We start from the raw sequence: 19486 nt of genomic DNA, 5'->3' as shown, positions 1-19486 counted from the left end.
ATTATGGAGAATCCTTCGGATTCCGCCTTGCTGGCTTCGGCCGCCCTTGGCGGGCGGCCTTCGCCTGAGCCTATGCGACAGTCCACTGGACTGTCGCATAACGGCTCAGCCCTTCATACCAGAAGTTGCGATGCCTTCGATGAACTGCTTCTGACCGATGAGGAAGACGATCAGGATCGGGATCACCGACATCACGGAGCCGGTCATGATCATGGCGTAATCCGCGGAGTTCTGCGAGATGAACGTCTTCAGACCAAGCTGGATGGTGTAGAGGCTGGGGCTACGCAGGTAGATCAACGGACCCATGTAGTCGTTCCACGTATTCGTGAAGGTGATGATACCCAGGGCGGCGATCGACGGGCCGGACAACGGCAACACGATCCTACGGTAGATGCCGAACTCCGACAGACCATCGAGTCGGGCGGCCTCCGAAAGCTCCTCCGGGATGGTGTCGTAGAACTGCTTCATCATGAACACACCGAACGCACCGAACGCCTGCAGCAGGATGATGGACCAACGGGTATCGGATAGACCGATCGCGGACAGGATCTTGAACTGCGGGATCATGTAGGCCTGCCACGGCACGGCCATGGTGGCGATGTAGATCAGGAACAGCACGTTGCGACCACGGAACTTGACCTTGGAGAAGCCGTAGGCGGCGAACGAACCGGTGAACACCTGCAGGAACGTCACGCAGATGGCGAAGAACACGGTGTTGCCCACCCAGACGAGCATGTTCGAGTCGGACCAGATGTTGATGTAGTTCTCCCAGTGCCACACGCTCGGCAGCCACTTCATCGGAACCAGAAAGACCTCGTTGTTGGGCTTGAAGGAAGCGAGGGTCATCCAGATGAACGGCAGCAAGACGAACAGGGAGCACAGGATCATGGCGACATAGCCGATGATTGTGCCGATGATCTTACCCGGCGATGTGGGCTTCTTGTTGAAGGGAACGTCGGCGGAGCTGACCGCGTTCGGGAATGCAGTCTGTGCAGTCATCTCACTTCTCCTTAGCGTTGTTGTACCAGAACTGAATCAGAGTGATGACCATGCAGAGCGCGAACAGCACCAGCGAGACCGTGCTGGAGTAGCCGAAGTCGCTGCGTTCGAATGCCACACGGTAGACGTATTGCGCAAGCACGAGGGTGCTGGTACCAGGTCCACCGTTGGTCATGACCAAGGTAAGATCAAGGATCTTGAAGGAGCCGATGGTCAGCGTGACCATCACGAAGAACAGGGTGGGGCGCATGCAGGGCACGGTGACCTTCCAGAAACGCTGCCATGCGTTGGCACCGTCGAGTTCGGCGGCCTCGTAGAGCTCGTTCGGAATGGTCTGCAGACCGGCGAGCAGCAGGATCATGAAGTAGCCGGCCTCACGCCACGTGGCCACGATGATCACGGCGGGCATTGCCCACGTGGTGGATCCGAGCCAGCCGGGCACGTTGTCAGTGAAGATGCCGAGGAACTGGTTGATCACACCGCTCCTGGCGTCGAACAGCATGTTCCACACCTGGGCGACGGCCACGATCGAGGTGATGTAGGGGAAGAAGGCGACCGTACGGAAGAAGGCGCGTCCCTTGAGCTTGGAGTTGAGCAGCACCGCCAGACCGAAGGCGATGATCAGCGTCAGCGGGATGTGGACGACAGAGTAGTAGATGGTGTTCCAGAATGCATCCTGGAACACGCTATCGCGTGTAAGACGCTTCCAGTTGGTGGCACCTGTCCAGACCGGATCGCCGAATGCGCTCCAACGCGTGTTCGCGATGTAGAACAGCACACAGACCGGGATGAGAATCAGAAAGATGAATCCGAGGAAGTTCGGCGTGATGAATGCTACGCCATGCAGGAAGTTACGTCGCGAAATAGCCGCGCTCGACATCTTCCCCGTGTTGTGCTGGGGCTTGTTTCCGCCCCCGCGAGTGGCCGTCTTCGAATCGGCCTGGGCAGCCGTGTGGGACATGACCGCTGACTCCTTTCGCTTGAACCGCTCATGTTGTTGTTCGTTTTTCTGTGTTTTGTGCGGTTCGCGATCGATTTATGGCATTGAAAAGGCACGGCCCGGGTTATGAGCCAGGACCGCGCCTGTGGAAGAAAGAGGAAATAGGAGAGATATGAAGAGAGGTGGATTTGGCTCCCGCTGTCAGAGGCGGGAGCCAAGTGTCATCACTCGGTGACCAGACCCTGATCCTTGATGTCCTGGGTCGCCTTGGCGAGCGCGTCGTTCGCGGAGGCGGTCTCAGTCATGATCGAGGAGTGGGCATCCTTGAGCAGGGAGATGATGGTATCGGAGCCCTCACCAACCGGGTTCTCCGGCTTGGTGTCGTGCTCCTGCCAGGCCTTCTTGGTCAGGTCATCGGTAGCCATGCCGTCCACGGAGAAGTAGGTCTGGGCAACGGCGTCGGAGAAGTAGGCCGGGGTGGTAGCGATCTTGGCGAGGGCCTCAGCACCGCCTTCACCGGCGCAGAACTTCACGAACTCCTTGGCAGCGGCCAGCTTCTGACCGGTGGACTTGGAGGAGACGGCCAGACCGGTCGGATCACCGAAGGTCACCGGCTTGTCGGAGCTCTTGGTATCCGGGTTCTGCGGGATCGGAGCGATACCCCAGGTGAACTGGTCGGCGTCACCGGACTTCTGCTGCTTCACCAGCGTGGCGGCGTACCAGGTGCCCATCGGCATCATGGCGGCCTTCTGGGTACCGAACTGGGCCTGATACTGGACGGCGGTGGAGTTGGAGGTGTTCCAGTCGATGGTCAGCTTCTCGTCCTGCCACTTCAGGGCACGCTCGTAGAACGGCTTCATGTAGTCGAACTTGGCCTTGAAGAAGTTGGTGTCGGGCTTGTAGCCGGTCTGGGCCAGGGCGAAGGCCTGAACCACGGACTGCCAGTTGTGCTGGTAGATCGGGTAGACGGAGTTGGCGTCGTAGCCGGCAGCCGGGAGCTTGGTCTTGAGGTCCTCGGCGGCCTTGGTGTAGTCATCCCACGTCCAGGTGCCGTCCGGAGTGGCCACGCCGGCCTTCTCCATCATGTCCTTGTTGTAGAAGAGAACCCAGGAATCCTGACGGTACGGCATGGCGTAGTACTTGCCGTCCAGCTCGTAGTTGGAGATGTCGATGTTCTTGTCGGACTTGTAGGTGTCCGCGATGTCGTTGAGCTCGGCCAGACCACCGGACTGGGAGTACGTGTAGTACTTCTGCAGGTTCTTGATCGGGAAGACGTCGGGCTGGGCGCCGGAGGAGATATCGGCGGTCAGCTGCTTGTCGTAGTCGTCTGCGGAGTATTCCTTGACGTTCACCTTGACGTTCGGGTACTTGGCCATGAAGGCGTCGGCGAGGGTCTGGAACTCAGGGGTGGAGCTCAGGGACCAACCGGCGAAGGTGATCTCCGTCTTGGCGTTCTTGTCGAAGGCATCGGAGCTTCCGGAAGCCGCGGAGTCGCTGCCGCCACCGCATCCGGTCAGAGCCAGACCCAGGACAGAAGCCACCGCGACAGCCTTGAACACGCGATTCAACTTCATTGTTCTTCCTTTCGTTTACTTCGGCTGCATTGCCGCTATCAGAGTCCCGTCAACCCGATTGAACCAACTTCACGTTCCGTTCGTTTCGGGTCTTTCGTTATCTGTTGCTTTCGATCATACACGTTCATTAATGATCAATTCGGAATGTTGCCAAAATTTGTCTTCGCTTTTTCTGTGATCAATGCCATCCGATCATAGCGATGATTACGCAAACGTTCAGTATTTTCAACGAAAGCATCGACTTGATCACCAGAAGAACACGCCCAACACGCCGAATGATCAGATATGACCATGTTCATTTGTGATTATAATTGATTGTAAGTTTATCAATGTCGATTGTTCAATGATGAACTCAGTCACCTGTATATAAGGAAGCAGAAGGAGCAATGATGACCAGCTACCGTACGGAATACTGGACTCGCACGAGCGGCGATCTCGCCGATCGTCGTACCCCGATCCCCACGCCGGAGATCAAGGGCAACGATGATGCCGCGAACGCCGTCAAGATCGTGATCGACCCCACCCGTCAATACCAGCTGTGGGAGGGTGCCGGCGCGGCCATCACCGACTCCAGCGCATCCCTGTTCATGCAGTCCATGAGTCCGGAACAGCGCCACGCCATCCTCACCGAGATGTTCGATCCCGAGCAGGGCGGCTTCTCCTCCGTACGTATCTCCATCGGTTCGTGCGACTTCTCCAGCCAGGCCTACTACTCCTACGACGATCTGCCCGACGGCGTGGCCGCCGATCCCGCGCTCGACCACTTCTCCATTGGCGAAGGCGAGCCCGGTGCGCCCGACGCCACCAAGGATCTCAAGAACGTGGTGCCCGTGCTGCAGGAGATCCTAGCGATCAATCCGGCAGTCAAGGTCATGGCCTCCCCGTGGAGCGCACCCGCCTGGATGAAGACCAGCGGCCGACTCGACGGTGCCGGGCGTCTGCGTCTCGGCGAGTACGTGGGCAACGGCTACCGGTACCAGGACACCATCGACTACGTGTACGCGCAGTACTTCGTCAAGTTCATCGCCGCCTACGAATCGTACGGCATTCCGATCTCGTCCGTGACCATGCAGAACGAGCCGAGCAACGGCTGCCCGTGGCCGATCACCGTGTGGACGCCCGAGGAACTCACCGCATGGGGCGCGAACTATCTGCGTCCGGCGCTCGACAAGACCTATCCCGACGTGGAGATCTACTTCGGCGACGACTCGCTGCGCTTCTGGCAGCGTCCGGCCAGCGACTACATGACCCCCGAGCAGGCGAACGCATTCGCCGGCGCCGCGTTCCACACCTACTCCGGCCTGCCGCACTGGGTGCACAACGGCACCCGTCAGTTCCCGCACTGGAAGGCCGCCATGACCGAACGCCGCTGCATGCTCGACGACACCGTGGCCGAGGCGTCGCACGTGATGTTCGGCGAGATCGGCACCTGGCTCGTGCGCAACGGCGTGGGCCTGATCAACCTGTGGAACATGGCGCTTGACGAGCAGGGCTTCCCGTCGTGGGCCGGCACGTCCGGACGCCGCGGCGTGATCACCATCGATTCGAGCACCGGCAAGGTGATCCGCAATCTCGAGTACTTCATGCTGCGCAACTACGGTCAGGACGTGGCCGTGGGCTCCCGTCGCGTGGCATCCACGAACCATACGCCCGACGGTCGTCACGGCGGACTCGGTTCGGTCGCCTTCCTCGCACCGAAAGGCGATCTGGCCGGATTCCTCTACAACCCGACCGGCGAGCCGATCGAGGCCGCGGTGACAGTGAACGGCGACGGCGCGCGTTGGCAGACGGTGACCGTACCCGCCTACGGCACGGTGAGCTTCCACAAATCGGTCGAGGAGTCCGTGAACACCACGCAGGCCCCCGTCGACGACGAATTCGAGATCACCTACACGCCGCACCCCGCCGACGATCACGACGAAACGCTCTTCGAGTAGTCGCGCGATCGAATCATAAACTCACTATTCACTCGCGAAGGCCCGTGCCGAACATTCGGTGCGGGCCTTCGTCATGCAGCCGTTCCCCAGACCACGTCGGCCCGCGTAACGTTAGGTGGGCCGCGTTACGTGGGCCGCGACTGTTACGCGGGCCGTCCGCGGCCCACGTAACAGTCGATAGAAACGTTGAATTTTCAACGATTTTGCGACCCCGTTACGTGGGCCGTGCACGGCCCACGTAACACAACACGGCCCACGTACACGGCCCACGTGACGAAATAACACGGCCCATGTGACGGCGAGAATTGGGCATGAAAAAAGGGCTCCCCCATCAACTGGGAGAGCCCACAGGCCAGAACCCGGGAGTGCAAAGCGCCGAGTGCACAGAGCACCGAAAACACCCCGGAACCGGCCCGGCGTTCAGATCACCGGCGGCAAGACGTCACTCGTCCTGACCCCAGACGCGAACCTTGCCGGGGGCCACGTCGCCGAGCAGGTGCTTCGGCGCCGGGTTGAGCTCGAACTCGTCGTCGGCCGGCGGCTCGGACACGTTGATCGCGCCGTTGGACTTGTGCACGGTCACCACGCCCCAGGCCGGAACGGTGACCTTCTGCCACGCGCCGCCCTGACCGTTGATCGTCACCGCGGCCTCGATCGGCTCGCCGGTCGGGTTGTACACATGCGCGGCCACATCGCCTTCGGGCGAGAGGAACGCGACCGAGCCGAGTCCGCCGGACCATCCGTCGGGCGTGTGGTTGGTGGATCGCACCACCACGGAGCCGGGCTTGACGTCCTGGCCGAACGCACGCAGCATGAAGTACTCGAGGTTGCGGATCACCTCGCCGGTCTCGTGCTGGATCGTCACCACGCCACGACGGCCGGTGGCACCCACCTGGTTCGGCAGACCGCGTTCGTCAAGCGCGATGTTCCACAGCGCAATGAAGCTCTCGCCGTTGCGCACGAGCCAGTTGCCGATGATGCCGAGCATGATGTGCGCGGCGTCCTCGGGCGTCTCGTCGATCATGCAGCGGCGCTCGGTCATGCCGAACATCCAGTGCGGGAACGAGCGGGATGCATTGAAGAAGTTGGAGTACGGGCCCTCGTACGTATGCACGGTGAAGCCGTCGACGCTGGCCGCCTGCTGCGGGGTGACGATCTCGTTGACCGGCCACAGGATGTTGTGCGTGGAGTCGTCGTTGATGAAGATGCGCATCTCCGGGAACTTGGTGTTCATGGCCGGGCGCAGGAACTTGTGGGCGAATTCGGCCTGCTGCTTGAGCGTCCACATCATGGCGGGCCACTTGGGCGCGTTGCTCGGCTCGTTCTGCACGGTCACGCCCCAGATCGGAATGCCGATCTTGGCCATCTCCTCGACGTACTTGACGAAGTAGCGCGCGTAGCAGCCCTCGAAGCTGTCGAGCATGGGGTCGAAGCCGTTGCCGGTCCACTCGTCGAAGCGCAGGTGACCGCCCTGGCACAGGTGGCCGGTGTTCTTCATCCATGCGGGGGCGCTCCACGGGGAGGCGATGATCTTCACGGCCGGGTTGATCTTGAGGATCTCGAGCACCACGGGGATGATGTACTTGAAGTCCTTGGTGGCGTCGGGCGCGCCGGGTTCGCCGGTGCCCAGCGAGAACTTGGTGAGCGCGTTGTCATGCTCGCCGAAGGGCAGATCGTCGTACGTGTAGTACGGCTGGGCGCTGGGCTCGCAGGAGCCGAGCGGGATGCGGATCACGGAGAAACCGCCCTTGGCGGGATTGAAGCAATCGTCGAGGAACGCATGACGCTGTTCGGCGTCCATGGATCCCCAGATGAGGGATGCGGCGGCGTCGGTGATGGCCGCGCCCGCACCGATCCACGGCTGCTTGCGGTCGGCCGGATCGATCACGATCGGCGTGGCATCGCCGGGTTCGGCGACATATTCGGGAGCGTTGATCGTTTCGCGACGCTGCGTGAGATCGCCCGAGGTGGCCGTCCAGAATTCGTTGGCGTACCGGGCCTGTGCTGCGGTGAGTACGGAATCGTCTGCCATGACTGTCCTTTGTCTTGTTCTTCGCGGTCGCCTCTTTGCCGACCACGCTCTTCCATTGATGACCATTTCAGTATATCGCACTTTTGTTCACATATAATCACTTTCAATCATTTTCCACAGTTTGTTTCATCGATGATCACTATGACACACTGGCAAAAGATGAAAAAGTTGAAAATATGACGTCTGACCATTCGTGAAAACCGTATAATTTCTAAGAACTTTACCGATATCAAGCGACGGTTTTGCCATCGATGGTATGATTGTTTGTGATCAAAACGGTATACTTATAACCAGTTCGATGATAAATTGACGCAATCCCCAACATCAAGGAATCGCTATGTCCACCTTCAACGCCGCCTCGGACGGCACCACGACCGCTGCACAACGCAGTTATCTGCCCGCAGAACGACAGGATATGATCCTGAGTCTGCTCACTCGAGAGAATGTGGTGACCGTCCCCGCATTGGCGAAGTATCTCGGCACCACCGAGATCACCGTGCGGCGTGATCTGTCCGTGCTCGCCAACGCCGGACTGCTGCGTAGGGTGCGAGGCGGTGCCATGTCGATCGGCAGCACCGAATCCGACGGTTCAGGCACGGACCACGCGGTGTCGGCCGGTGGAACCCGCGCGGCGATTGCCGAAACTATTCCCGCAGGGGCAGCCGCCACCATCGCCGAACACGCCGCCGTCACCGCGAACATTACGGCACGAAACAGCGAACCGCTGCTGAACGACACCACGATCGACCGGCTCGACCGCACCATGATGCCGCTGAACGACGAGGATCTTCGCGACATGAGCATCGGCGTTCCGCAACCTGTCATTCCTGCGGCCACTGCGACCCCGACCGCGCGCAACAACCACGGCAACAACGGCGTGATCGGACTCATGTTCCCCGAACCCAGCTTCTTCTGGCCCACCGTGATCGGCGAGATCCAGACCGAGGCCGCCAAACTCGGCTATCAGGTGGAGATCCGCGAATCCTCCTACGAACGCATTCGCGAGAACGAGATCCTCGACACGTTCGGCTCCGTGAACAATCTGGTCGGCATCATCACCTCCCCCAGCTCCGAGGAGGACGTTTCGCAGGCGTCGTGGAACTGGATCAACCACTCCCCCGTCCCGGTGGTCATCGCCGAACGCGATCAGCCATACTCGTCCAACGTGTTCCACGACTCCGTGCGCACCAACCATCCGTATGGCGTACGCAAGGCCATCAACCACTTCCGTGAGCGAGGACATCGTCATGTGGCGGCCGCGTTCACGCTCACCCCGACCTCCGAGATCATCGAGGAGGCGTGGCATCAGCTCGTCGACAAGACGAATCTGCTGGAATGCCCGTTCGTGTTCGACGGCATCCAGCCCTACGACACGCACGGCGTGGAGGAGATCGTGGAACGCACGCTCGACTCCGAGGCGACCGGCCTGCTCGTGCATTCCGATTATCTGGCCATCGCACTCGCGCAGGCGTTCGAGCGACATGGCAAGCGTGTACCCACGGATATCTCGCTGATCTCCATCGACGGCTATGCCACGCCCAGTTCGCGGCCGCTGACCGTGCTGCGTTCGCCGCAGCACGAGTTCGCCACGGAATGCCTGAACACGTTGCTGTGGCGTCTTGAGCATCCCGAGTGGCCGTCGCGTCATATGTTGATCGATCCGCGGCTGATCGATCGCGGCTCCGTCGCCACGATCGGTGACTGAGTATACGTTGTATACGCTGGCTTGTGACTTGGTGAATACGGGCGACTGATTCGATCAGCCGCCCGTATTGATATTCGATTGGTTATTTGGTTGGTTATTTGATCAAAAAGGGGAGTGATCGGACGTAAAAGCCACGATCACTCCCCTAATTATTCAGTTGTGTATTCAGTTATTCAGTTGCCGATGGCTTCAGGCGCGGCGACGGCGGATGACCATCGCGGCACCGGCGACGGCGATCACAGCAACCGCAACCACGATGCCCACGATGGCGGTACCGGTGCGGCTGAGCTTGCCGGTCTTGGCGGCGTTCGTACCGTTGTTGGTCTTGCCGTTGTTGGTACCGGCGTTGCCGTTGGAGCCGTTGGAGCCCTGCTGGCCGTTGGCACCGTTGTTGCCGGCATTGTTGGTACCGGCGTTCTGGCCGTTCTGACCGTTGTGGCCGTTCTGGCCATTGTTGCCCTGCTGGTTGTTGTCAGTCTGGCCACCATTGTTGTTGCCGTTGTTGTCGGAACCACCGTTATTGCCACCATTGTTGTTGCCGTTGTCACCGGTGTTCACGGTCACCACGGACGGGGTGGTCTGGCCGGGCTCGACCTTGACGACCTTGCCGCTCTTGTCGAGCGTCACCTTGGCGCTGTAGGCCTTGGCGAGGTTGATACGGGCCCAGCCTTCGGAGGAGGCGTCGAGCGGGTATCCGGAGTCGCCTTCGGTGGCGGCGAGCACGGCCTTCTTCTGGTCGGCGGTGAGGTTCTTGAACGCAGCCACGTTGTCGAGCATGCTCACTGCGGCGTCGGGCACCACGGCGGTCTGACCGGCCTTGCCGGTCTGCTGGAAGCCGTAGGTCATGCGGGCGGTGTAGGCGTCGATGGCGCTCTTGCGGTCGGTGACGGCGGTCTTCACCACGTCGTCGGTGAAGCCGTTGGTGTAGCCCTTGTCGCTGCTGGCACCGGTGTTGGCGATGCAGGCCTCGAGGGTGTCACCGTGGCCGTCGGCCTTGCACTGGGCGGTGAGGTAGTTCACCAGCTCGGTACGGGCAGCGGCGGCATCGGCCTTGGCCTTGTCGTTGCCGCTGACCGCGGTGGCCACGCCGTACTGACCGGCGATGTGGCCGCCGAGGATATCGAGCGGGTAGTGCACACCGAGCACGATGCGGTTGTTGCCGGCCTCGGACACACGGGTCATGATCTCCGGACCGAGCTCAGGCAGGATGTAGGACAGGCCGGCACCCTGGGTGAAGGCGAAGGTGGTGTGACCGGACGGGAAGGAACCGGAGTTGGCGAGGCCGTCGTACTGGCCCTGATCCTCGTAGGCCTTAACCTTCTCGATGTTCAGGGTCTGCTTGAGATCACCCATGTTCAGGGTCTTGCCCTGATAGTTCACGCGGTCGATGTACGGACGCGGGTGCTGGTAGTACTTCTTGGCCGTGCCGGTGCTCACGGAGCCGTCCATGTCCTCGAGGAACGCGGCGGTCTTGGGCAGCTGCTTGTTCTCCATGGCCTTCTTGTAGTAGGCGCCGAGCACGGGGCCGAGGGCGTCGTACAGCGTGTCGGTGGAGTTCATGGCGGCGTCGGAGACGGCGCGGGCCTGCTGGTCGTTGGTGCCGTTCTTGGTTTCGGCGGCGGCCTTGTTGTTGATCTCCTCGGTCAGTTCGTCATCGTGCTTCAGCGTACCGGTCTTGTCATTGGTGTTGACGCCGCCGGCGTAGAAGTCGAAGTAGTTGTTGTAGTCCTTGAGCAAGGTGCTCAGCTCGTCGGCCTTCGGCTGGGTGGGCGCGGTGGTCGCGGCGATGCGCACCTCGTTGCGGTGGTGGCCGAAGGAGATGCTGGTGATCTTACGGGTGGTCGGATCAGTGCCGTCGAAGGTCACGCGAGCGGTGTAGATCTTCGCGAGGTTGATGCGGCCCCAGCCGTCGCTACTCGCGTCGAGCGGGTAGCCGGACTGGATCTCGCTGGCGGCGATCACCTGACGCAGCTCGTCGGTGGTGAACTTGAGCTTGGCATCGGACGGGTCGGAGGCGTCGTCGGTGTTGAAGTACTCGACGTTGGCGAGCAGGTTCTCAGCGCCTTCCGGCACGACCGGGCGCTTGGTGGTGTCACCGGTCTGCTTGAAGCCGTAGGTCATGCGGGCTTCGTAGGCGGCGAGGGCGGAGTCCTCGTCCTTGACCGGGTTCTTCACCACGGCGTCGGTGAAGTCGTTGGTGTAACCGCCGTAGGGCTTCTTGCTGGACTGGCCGTTGGCGTTGGTCGTGTTGATGCAGGAGTGCAGGTCGGCGTTCTTGGTCACCTTGTTGGCCTGGCAGTCGGCACCGAGCACGGACTGCAGCTCGGCGCGGGCCTCCTGGGCCTGCTTGGCGACGGCGGGATCGTTCAGCGCGGTGGCCACGCCGTACGCACCGGCGATGTGGCCGCCCATGATGTCGAGCGGGTAGTGCACTCCGAGCACGATGCGGTTGTTGCCGGCCTCGGACACACGGGTCATGATCTGCGGGCCGAGCTCAGGCAGGATGGCGGACAGGCCCACGCCCTGGGTGAAGGCGAAGGTGGTGTGACCGGACGGGAAGGAGCCGGATTCGGCCAGTCCCTCGTACTCGTTGTCGGGAGCCTCGCCGTCACCCCAGTCGAAGTTCTCGTAGCCGGGGACCTTCTTTATGTCAAGGGTGCTCTTGAGTCCCTTGAGGTCGATCTTCTCGCCCTTGTAGTTGGCGCGATCCACGTACGGGCGAGGGTGGGCGTAGGTGCCCTTGGCGTCGCCGGTGCTCACGGACTTGTCCATGGCCTCCAGGAAGGCCGCGGTCTTGGGCAGCTTGCCGTCTTCCATGTCGGACTTGAAGTAGCCGCCGATGGTCGGGCCGAGGGCGTCGTACAGGGTGTTGGTGGAGTTCATCTGGGCATCGGACAGGGCGCGCTGATCCTGCGCGGTCTTGCCATCGGCGCCGAACGCGGCGTTGTTGATGCTTTCGGTCAGCTCGTCGTCGTGCTGCAGCGTGGCGACGCCGGCGTCAGTGACGCCCTTGTTGGGCGTCCAGTAGGTGTTGAAATCGGTCAGCAGCGAGGTCAGTCCCTTGCCGCCATCGGCTGCCGGGCTTTCGGCCACGTCGTACTGGATGAAGCTCTGCTGATTGCTGCCTGTCGTGGTGGCAGCCGAGGCCGTGGACGCGGCAAGCGGCGTCAGCATGGCCACGGCGGCGAAGCCGGCGACGGCTCCCTTTACCGCGGTTGCGAATGCATGTGTCATATTCTTCCAATCCTCACACTGGAAACAACAATGCCGATGCGTTCCTCGTCGTCATCGGCATACTGCGGTTCCCAGTGTGGGGGAACGTCGGTCAAGGCGCACCGTCGGACAGAGAGAAATCAATGTCGCGCAACCTTGCGTTCACCATGATTCACTTGGCGTTCATCATCGAATCATCTGAACGCCAAGCAGTGCGATTGTGCAAACAGCCATCACAGCCGTCCGAGAATATTGATCACCAGCTTGGCGGCCGTGTCGGCGTATTCGCTGATGTCGAACTCCTTGAACGTCTCGTATTCGGTGTCGGCATTGTCGCTCAGCGCGCGGATGACCAGTGCGGGGACGCCGTTGCGGGCGGCGACGTGCGCCACGGCGGCACCTTCCATCTCCACGGCGTCGGCACCGGTTTCGGCCTTCACCTTGGCGGTGTTCTCGTCGCCTTCCACGAAGTAGTTGCCGGTGGCGATGACGCCGGTGATATGCGTGATGCCCATCTCGTCAAGTGCCTCGCCGGCCACGGACAGCAGATGCGGGTCGGAGTGGAATTCGTCGGTCTTGGGTTCCGACTGGGCAATCAGACGCATGTCGGTGTCAAGATAACGCAGCGTGCCGCCGAGCACCACGTCGTTGATGTGCAGATCCTTGTTGAGATTGCCGGCGATGCCGGAGAAGATCACCGACTCGGGCGCATAGACGTCGATGAGGTGCTGCGTGGTGGAGGCGGCGTTCACCGTGCCCATGCCGGCCACGGTGGCGACCACGTGCAACGTCTCACCGGACGCGGCGGCGAATGTGCCTTCGGTGACGTTCAGACCGGCTTCGGCATGCGTGACGGCGTCGGTCAGCGAACGGGCGATGAGCGCGACCTCCTCGTCCATGGCTCCGATGATCGCGATCGTTCTGCTCATTTGCACTCCTTTATATAGGTATGGATTCGGGGGATGGGATTCGGATCAGACAGTTCGTCGGCCAGTCAATCAGTCGATCAGTTCCAGCGGCGTTCGCTGACCGCGGCGGCGAGTTCGCGCAGCAGCTTCTCGGTCTCCGGCCAGGAGATGCACTTGTCGGTGATGGACTTGCCGTAGATGAGCTGCGGCAGCGGCGCGGCCGGCTGGTTGCCGCCCTCGAGGAAGCTTTCCATCATGATGCCGGTGATGCCCTGTTCCCCTGCGGCCACACGCGCGGCGATGTTGCGCACGACTTCGGCCTGACGGTGTTCGTCCTTGCCGGAGTTGCCATGCGAGGCGTCGATCACGAGTCCGTGGGCCGCCGCGGAATCGGCGGGCATTTCGTCACGAACCGCCTCCATGGCGATGCGCACGGATTCGGCGTCGTAGTTCGGACCGTGGCTCGAACCGCGCAACACCACATGACAGTCGGGATTGCCGAGCGTTTCGACGGCGGCGGCACGTCCCATGTGATCGATGCCGAAGAACGTGTGCTCCTGGGCGGCCGCATAGCATCCGTTGATGGCCGCCTTGACGGATCCGTCGGTCGCGTTCTTGAATCCGACGGGCATGGACAGTCCGCTGGCGAGCTGACGATGGATCTGGCTTTCGGTGTTGCGAGCGCCGATCGCACCCCATGTCACGGCGTCGGAGATGAACTGCGGCGACGTCGGCTCAAGAAACTCGGTGGCCGCCGGCAGTCCGGCATCCAGCACGTCGAGCAGGATGCGGCGGGCGAGCAGCAGACCCTTGTGGATGTTATGGCTGCCATCCACGTCGGGATCGTTGATCAGCCCCTTCCATCCGACGGTGGTACGCGGCTTCTCGAAATACACGCGCATCACGATCATGAGCTCGCCGTCCAGTTCCTTGTTCAACGCGGACAGTCGACGCGCGTAGTCGAGTGCGGCCTTGGGATCGTGTACCGAACAGGGGCCGACGATGACGAGCAGTCGATCGTCCTGCCCGTACAGACATGCGCGCACCTGATCACGCGAACTGGCGACCAGCTCCCGGGCCTCGCCTTCCAACGGCTGATCGGACAGCACTTCGGCCGGCGTGGGCAGCGGGTCGAGTTCCATGACCCGTCGATTGACGATGCGGCTGATGCCGACCTGATCCTCCCAGCGCGGAATGCCCTGCACGTTGAGCGGGTTCTTGCCTTCATCCAGTGCGCGACGGATAGCGCGCAGCTCATCGCCGCGGTTGACGGAGCCCTCGGCATCGGATGCGGTATTCGCAACATCGGTATGTGCAGTAGTGGTATTTGACTTGTTCTCGTTGTTCTCTGTGTTCTCGCTCATCGAGATCCTCCCCCGACATGGCCCGTCGCCGCCATCGTCCATCGTCATGCATCGTCATCCGCATGCATCATGACCGGCCATCTCACCGGTTGCCGACGATCCGTTGCCATGTCAATCGTCCAACTATACAAAGCTCCCCTCATTGTACGGAATCTACGGAATGGTTGAAACCGCACGAACGAGGAGAGCCACGTTCTGTTTTCCGGCAAACTGGCTACGTTGTTTCACGTGAAACAACGTAGCCAGCCACCCGGTCGGATCACGCCTGAATGACGTGACGCCCAGCGGTCAGCCCATGAATACGACGCGCGCCGGCCGGATACGAACCCTGCGGAATCGTGGACGGCATGCCGTACCGCGCGTCCGCGACCACCGTCTCCACACCGTCAAGCACGATCGGCGCACCGGATTTGGTCGGCGGCACGATCACATCGGCGGTCGTACCGATCGGCACGACCAGCGTGATCTCGATGCCATCCAGCGACTGGTCCTCGGCGGTGGGCACCGTATCGCCCAACACCTTGTATCCAGCCTCGATCACACCAGTCGCAATCGGCACCTTGGCGCTCGCTTCGCCAATGGAACCGGGCTGCGGCGCCATCACAAACTCACGGAATCCAGGCTCCAGCGGGTGCACACCCACCATGTAGCGCGGCAGCAGGAACGCCGGCGACGCGGCCCACGGGTGCGAATACGTGGTGTTGCTCTTGAGATCGCGGCTCCACGCCTCCATGGTGGCACCGGCACCCTCATCGATCATGTGCCGCCATGTGCGCTCGCCCTCGGAAGCGGCCATCAGCTCGTTGGCATACACGCCCTGACCACCCTTGTAGAGTCCCTCGAGCAGCACGGACGCCACATACACGCTGCACGCCATGCCCTTGGAGCGGATGAACGCACCCACGCGAGGCAGACGCTCGGCGGGAACGCGCGCAAACGCCAGCGCAAACGCGGACGCATGCTCAGAGCAGTGCGCGATCTGCTTGCCGTCCACGCCCGTATCTAGACCGTCGGCGTAGGCACCCACCTCGTCGTTCCACAGATACTTGTTGATGGCCTTGCGCATGCGGGACGCAATACGCTGGTAGCGACGGCTCTCGTCGACCTTGCCAAGCTTCAGGGCGAGCACTCCCGCGCACATATAGCTCTGTGCGGCGAGCGCGTTGATCACCGTGTTCACACGACCGAAGACGAATCCGTCACGCTCGGCCGGCGGCCAATCTACCAGATCGCCGTCCATGGTGCTGCTCTCGCCGGGATCCTTCACGATCAGTCCGGTCGTGTCATCGAGATACTTGTCGGGCAGCATCGCAACGATCCTGTCCCACTGCTCGGCGGCCTGCTGCAGGGAACCGGTCTGCACCCACGCGTCGTACACGGCGAGTACCAGATACAGCGGCCACTCGGTGGGCCACGTACGGTTGGCCAGCAGATAGTCGATGGAGTATTCGCCGAGTTTGGAATCGGCATCCAGCGACATGTGCGCGCGCTGCTGCAGCCACGCGTCGGCCTCGTACGGAATGCGTTCGCGCGTCCACGAATCCACATACATATTCACATTGAGTGATTCGACGGTGTTGCGGCACAGCTGCCACACCTGATTCATCGTCTCATTCGACGACGCGAAGCCGTCGGACGGACCGTGGAACGGATACAGCAGCGCCTGCGCCTCGAGCGCGGTGTCGCTGTCGAGCAGTTCACGCAGCAGTTCGGCGTTCTCGTCATTGCTTTCCGTGGGCAGGATCTCCACGTAGCGGAACACACGGAGGCCCCACGTGCGCGCGGTGACCGGCACGTTCAGTTTGTTCGGCACGTAATGCCACACGTCCTGATACTCGTTGTATGCGTCGAGACGGTACTGCACGGTGCCCTGATCGTTCAGGCGCTCGCCGAAACGAATCACCAGATCGGTGGGACGGCTCACCCGGGCAGCGAGACGGATGCCGCCGGCGACGGCACGGCCGAAGTCGACGATCAGACGACCGTCGTCGGTGATCCACTTCTTCACCGCCTTGCGCTCGCGCAGGGTGGGCTTGTCGAACGGTGTGGCCTTGAGTTCGTCGAATGCGGGCTTGACCTTGGAAACGGCCCAGTCGATGTCGTCATAGCCCACTTCGGACATGCCACGCGGGTAGGCGGCCGCCTGAATGTTCTCGGCGGGCAGCTCGTACACATGCGTGCCCACGGACGCGCCGTCCAGCCATACGTTGTTGCCCACGCGGGACAGCCAGTCCTCGCCGGTGCCGAAGTGTGCAAGCGTGCCGTCCTCGTACATGACGTCGAGCTGGGCCATGAAACGCTGATCCTCGAGCGCGTAGGCGATCACGCCGATGAAGTTGTCACGGCCGGGCACCAGATAGCGGGTCACATCGTAGCCGTCGTAGCGAGCCTCGCCGTCGATCGGGAAGGTGGGGCCGAATCCGATAAAGTGGCCGTTGAGCCACATGCGGTAGACGAACTGACGGGCGCGGCTCACGCTGGCGGCCGTCGCGTTGAGCGTGGCCCAGCGGATCGGCTTCTTCGGCAACGTGATGTAGCCGCGGAACAGGGCCCAGCCCTGCGAATTGTGCTCGCTGGTCATGGGATCGGGGCGCTTGGCGAACTGATCGTCGGTGCTGATCTCACGATCCTTGCCCGCGATCGACTCGGGCAGTTCCACGGTGCGGTAGGGGTTGGCGGTGAGCGGGTCAGGCCAGATCGGTTCGGCGGCCTCCCAGTGCTTTCCGGCACCGGTGCCGAACGTGGTCGGTTCGCTCCACGCGGTGGGTTTGCTGGAATCCTCGGTGCCGCGCCATACGCGTACGGAGGCCCAGTAACGACGACTGGGAGCCATGTCGATGCCGGAAAGCGAAACGCCGTCGAAACCGTCGCCCTCCACATGTCCGGAATCCCATACGTCGCCATTGCCGGATTCGGCTTTGTCGTACGTGGACGACACGATCACCTCGTACGCGACGACCGTGTTGTTCGCGGTGACCTCATCCGCCGCGTTCACCACGCCCACGTCCACCAGCGGGACGGTCCAGCGCAATACGGGAACGCCGCCCGGTTCCAGATCGACCGGTTCGATGCGATCATTGACCCTCAGATTGGTGGGAGCCTTGCTCTCTACGACTACGACGACCGTCTCGTTGCTCATATTCTCTCTGCCTCTTCGCACGGAAATGATTGTTGCCGTAATCATTGTCTCGCAGAATATGCCCAGCGGGGGAATGACCATGCCGCATGTTGCCAAGAATTGGCCGTATTGTTAGCCAATATACATAATCATCGGGAGACATCGGAAAACACCGGAAACGGATCTGGGTATGACCAGATCACGAGAGAACGGTTCCACGTCCCCCGATGCCCGATCACACCCAGATCGTTGTGTAGGTTCAGTTATTGCGACGAGTGCGTACGGACTGAGCCAGAGTGCGCAGGAGTTCGGCGGTGCGATCCCACGGCACGCAACGGTCGGTCACGGACTTGCCGTACACAAGCTGATCGAGCGGGGCGGGCTTCTGCGCGCCGGCTTCGATGAAGCTCTCCATCATGATGCCGGTGATGCCCTGCTCGCCGGCGGCGATACGCTCGGCAAGATTCTCCACCACCTCGGCCTCCACGACCTCGTCCTTGCCGCAGTTGCCATGCGCGGCGTCGACGATCAGACCGACCTTGCTCGGACCGGGGGCATTCGCCTTACGCAGCGCCTCAAGCGCGGCCTTCACCGACTCGGTATCGTAGTTCGGGCCATGACTCGAACCGCGCAGAATCAGATGGCAGTCGGGGTTGCCCTTGGTCTCGGCGGCGATCACATGACCGTCGAGATTGATCGACAGGAAGTGGTGTTCGAAGCTCGAGGCGTAGCAGGAATCGGCTGCCGCCTTGATCGAACCGTCGGTGGAGTTCTTGAAGCCCACCGGCATCGACAGGCCGCTGGCCAGCTCACGATGCACCTGGCTTTCGGTGTTGCGCGCGCCGATCGCACCCCAGCTGATCGCGTCGGACAGGTACTGCGGGGTGATCGGATCAAGCCACTCGGTGGCCGCCGGCACACCCTGATCAAGCACGTCCGACAGCACGCGACGGGCCAGGAACATGCCCTTGCGGATGTTGAACGTACCATCCAGATCAGGATCGTTGATCAGGCCCTTCCAACCGATCGTCGTACGCGGCTTCTCGAAGTACACACGCATCACGATCACCAGATCGTCGTTCAGCTCGCTCTTGAGCTTGGCAAGACGCTGCGCGTAGTCATGCGCGGCCTTGGGATCATGAATCGAGCAGGGGCCCACCACCACGAGCAGACGATCGTCACGGCCGTGCAGCACGTCACGAATCTCCTGACGGGAACGGGCCACCAGATCCAGCTGCTTATCGCTGAGCGGGATGTCACGGATAAAGGAGCGAGGTGCCGGAATAGGGTCAAGCTGATAGATGTTCACATCCATCGTTTCGGGAAAAACCGCGCGCTCCGAGAGATTGCGCCGTTCATCTTCGCTGCTGTCAGGTCCGCGAAGAGCTGCCATATTTCTCACCTCTTTCATTGCTATGTATTGGATAGCATCTGTGAATTGCCATGCCCCTCCATGGGCACGGACTACATCACTATAGACGAGCCGCTGCGAAACCGCCGCTTTGTCTCACATTCTTGCCGTTCATTTCTCCGCCCCTTCTCCCTTAGTGTGATCACACTATCGTGACGGATCCCTCCAAAACGTTGAAATTCCAACAACCCCGTTTTTTAGTGTGATCACACTAAGGAGTGAGGAGGGTCAAAAAGCGGCGATCTTCCACAATGTGGAATGAACGGACGGTTGCCACTTCGTAAA

Annotated in this window: 11 protein-coding genes; 2 read left to right on the top strand and 9 right to left on the bottom strand. The window is 61.4% G+C overall.

Features of this window, described 5'->3' with window-relative positions:
* Positions 1 to 105: 105 nt before the first annotated feature.
* The 3 genes from BTIS_RS02280 to BTIS_RS02270 all read right to left on the bottom strand — a co-directional run bounded on the left by BTIS_RS02280 (position 106) and on the right by BTIS_RS02270 (position 3513).
* The gene (locus BTIS_RS02280; protein WP_094662267.1) at positions 106 to 999 is read right to left on the bottom strand and encodes a carbohydrate ABC transporter permease; all 894 of its coding nucleotides are present in this window, start codon (positions 997 to 999) and stop codon (positions 106 to 108) included.
* Between the two features lies 1 nt (position 1000).
* The gene (locus tag BTIS_RS02275) at positions 1001 to 1960 is read right to left on the bottom strand and encodes a carbohydrate ABC transporter permease (protein ID WP_094662265.1); all 960 of its coding nucleotides are present in this window, start codon (positions 1958 to 1960) and stop codon (positions 1001 to 1003) included.
* Positions 1961 to 2163: 203 nt separating this feature from the next.
* Positions 2164 to 3513, bottom strand: a complete 1350-nt coding sequence (locus BTIS_RS02270; RefSeq protein ID WP_094662263.1) for an ABC transporter substrate-binding protein — start codon at positions 3511 to 3513, stop codon at positions 2164 to 2166.
* A 386-nt stretch (positions 3514 to 3899) separates the two neighbouring features.
* On the opposite strand from BTIS_RS02270, the gene BTIS_RS02265 reads away from it, so the two are divergent.
* Positions 3900 to 5450 carry a glycoside hydrolase family 30 protein gene (locus BTIS_RS02265; RefSeq protein WP_094662261.1) on the top strand — a complete coding sequence of 517 codons (1551 nt, stop codon included), beginning with the start codon at positions 3900 to 3902 and terminating at the stop codon, positions 5448 to 5450.
* Between the two features lie 442 nt (positions 5451 to 5892).
* On the opposite strand, the gene BTIS_RS02260 is transcribed toward BTIS_RS02265, so the two are convergent.
* Positions 5893 to 7482, bottom strand: a complete 1590-nt coding sequence (locus tag BTIS_RS02260; protein ID WP_094662259.1) for a glycoside hydrolase family 30 protein — start codon at positions 7480 to 7482, stop codon at positions 5893 to 5895.
* Between the two features lie 337 nt (positions 7483 to 7819).
* Between BTIS_RS02260 and BTIS_RS02255 the strand changes: the two genes are divergently transcribed.
* Positions 7820 to 9187, top strand: coding sequence for a substrate-binding domain-containing protein (locus BTIS_RS02255; protein ID WP_094662257.1), 1368 nt, complete (start codon positions 7820 to 7822; stop codon positions 9185 to 9187).
* Between the two features lie 189 nt (positions 9188 to 9376).
* Here BTIS_RS02255 and BTIS_RS02250 read toward each other — a convergent pair whose 3' ends face one another.
* The 5 genes from BTIS_RS02250 to BTIS_RS02230 all read right to left on the bottom strand — a co-directional run bounded on the left by BTIS_RS02250 (position 9377) and on the right by BTIS_RS02230 (position 19183).
* A complete protein-coding gene (locus BTIS_RS02250) occupies positions 9377 to 12421 on the bottom strand; it encodes a phosphatase PAP2 family protein (RefSeq protein ID WP_094662255.1) in 3045 nt (1014 codons plus the stop codon).
* A gap of 212 nt (positions 12422 to 12633) precedes the next feature.
* A complete protein-coding gene (gene mtnN / locus BTIS_RS02245; RefSeq protein WP_094662253.1) occupies positions 12634 to 13329 on the bottom strand; it encodes a 5'-methylthioadenosine/S-adenosylhomocysteine nucleosidase in 696 nt (231 codons plus the stop codon).
* A 77-nt stretch (positions 13330 to 13406) separates the two neighbouring features.
* The gene (locus tag BTIS_RS02240) at positions 13407 to 14672 is read right to left on the bottom strand and encodes a 3-deoxy-7-phosphoheptulonate synthase (protein WP_094662251.1); all 1266 of its coding nucleotides are present in this window, start codon (positions 14670 to 14672) and stop codon (positions 13407 to 13409) included.
* A gap of 259 nt (positions 14673 to 14931) precedes the next feature.
* On the bottom strand, positions 14932 to 17811 hold the full coding sequence (locus tag BTIS_RS02235; protein ID WP_158216814.1) for a family 78 glycoside hydrolase catalytic domain: 2880 nt from the start codon (positions 17809 to 17811) through the stop codon (positions 14932 to 14934).
* 238 nt (positions 17812 to 18049) lie between these two features.
* On the bottom strand, positions 18050 to 19183 hold the full coding sequence (locus tag BTIS_RS02230) for a 3-deoxy-7-phosphoheptulonate synthase (RefSeq protein WP_094662247.1): 1134 nt from the start codon (positions 19181 to 19183) through the stop codon (positions 18050 to 18052).
* Positions 19184 to 19486: the final 303 nt, after the last annotated feature.

Source organism: Bifidobacterium tissieri, from assembly GCF_002259645.1.
Taxonomy (GTDB): domain Bacteria; phylum Actinomycetota; class Actinomycetes; order Actinomycetales; family Bifidobacteriaceae; genus Galliscardovia; species Galliscardovia tissieri.
The sequence above is the reverse complement of the archived record's forward strand: the minus strand, read 5'-3'. Positions and strand labels throughout refer to the sequence as shown.

Coding starts and splice junctions, on each gene's coding strand:
- BTIS_RS02235 (WP_158216814.1), bottom strand. CDS start 17,811: ATGAGCAACGAGACGGTCGTCGTAGTCGTAGAGAGCAAGGCTCCCACC.
- BTIS_RS02275 (WP_094662265.1), bottom strand. CDS start 1,960: ATGTCCCACACGGCTGCCCAGGCCGATTCGAAGACGGCCACTCGCGGG.
- BTIS_RS02265 (WP_094662261.1), top strand. CDS start 3,900: ATGATGACCAGCTACCGTACGGAATACTGGACTCGCACGAGCGGCGAT.
- BTIS_RS02280 (WP_094662267.1), bottom strand. CDS start 999: ATGACTGCACAGACTGCATTCCCGAACGCGGTCAGCTCCGCCGACGTT.
- mtnN (WP_094662253.1), bottom strand. CDS start 13,329: ATGAGCAGAACGATCGCGATCATCGGAGCCATGGACGAGGAGGTCGCG.
- BTIS_RS02230 (WP_094662247.1), bottom strand. CDS start 19,183: ATGGCAGCTCTTCGCGGACCTGACAGCAGCGAAGATGAACGGCGCAAT.
- BTIS_RS02270 (WP_094662263.1), bottom strand. CDS start 3,513: ATGAAGTTGAATCGCGTGTTCAAGGCTGTCGCGGTGGCTTCTGTCCTG.
- BTIS_RS02250 (WP_094662255.1), bottom strand. CDS start 12,421: ATGACACATGCATTCGCAACCGCGGTAAAGGGAGCCGTCGCCGGCTTC.
- BTIS_RS02260 (WP_094662259.1), bottom strand. CDS start 7,482: ATGGCAGACGATTCCGTACTCACCGCAGCACAGGCCCGGTACGCCAAC.
- BTIS_RS02240 (WP_094662251.1), bottom strand. CDS start 14,672: ATGAGCGAGAACACAGAGAACAACGAGAACAAGTCAAATACCACTACT.
- BTIS_RS02255 (WP_094662257.1), top strand. CDS start 7,820: ATGTCCACCTTCAACGCCGCCTCGGACGGCACCACGACCGCTGCACAA.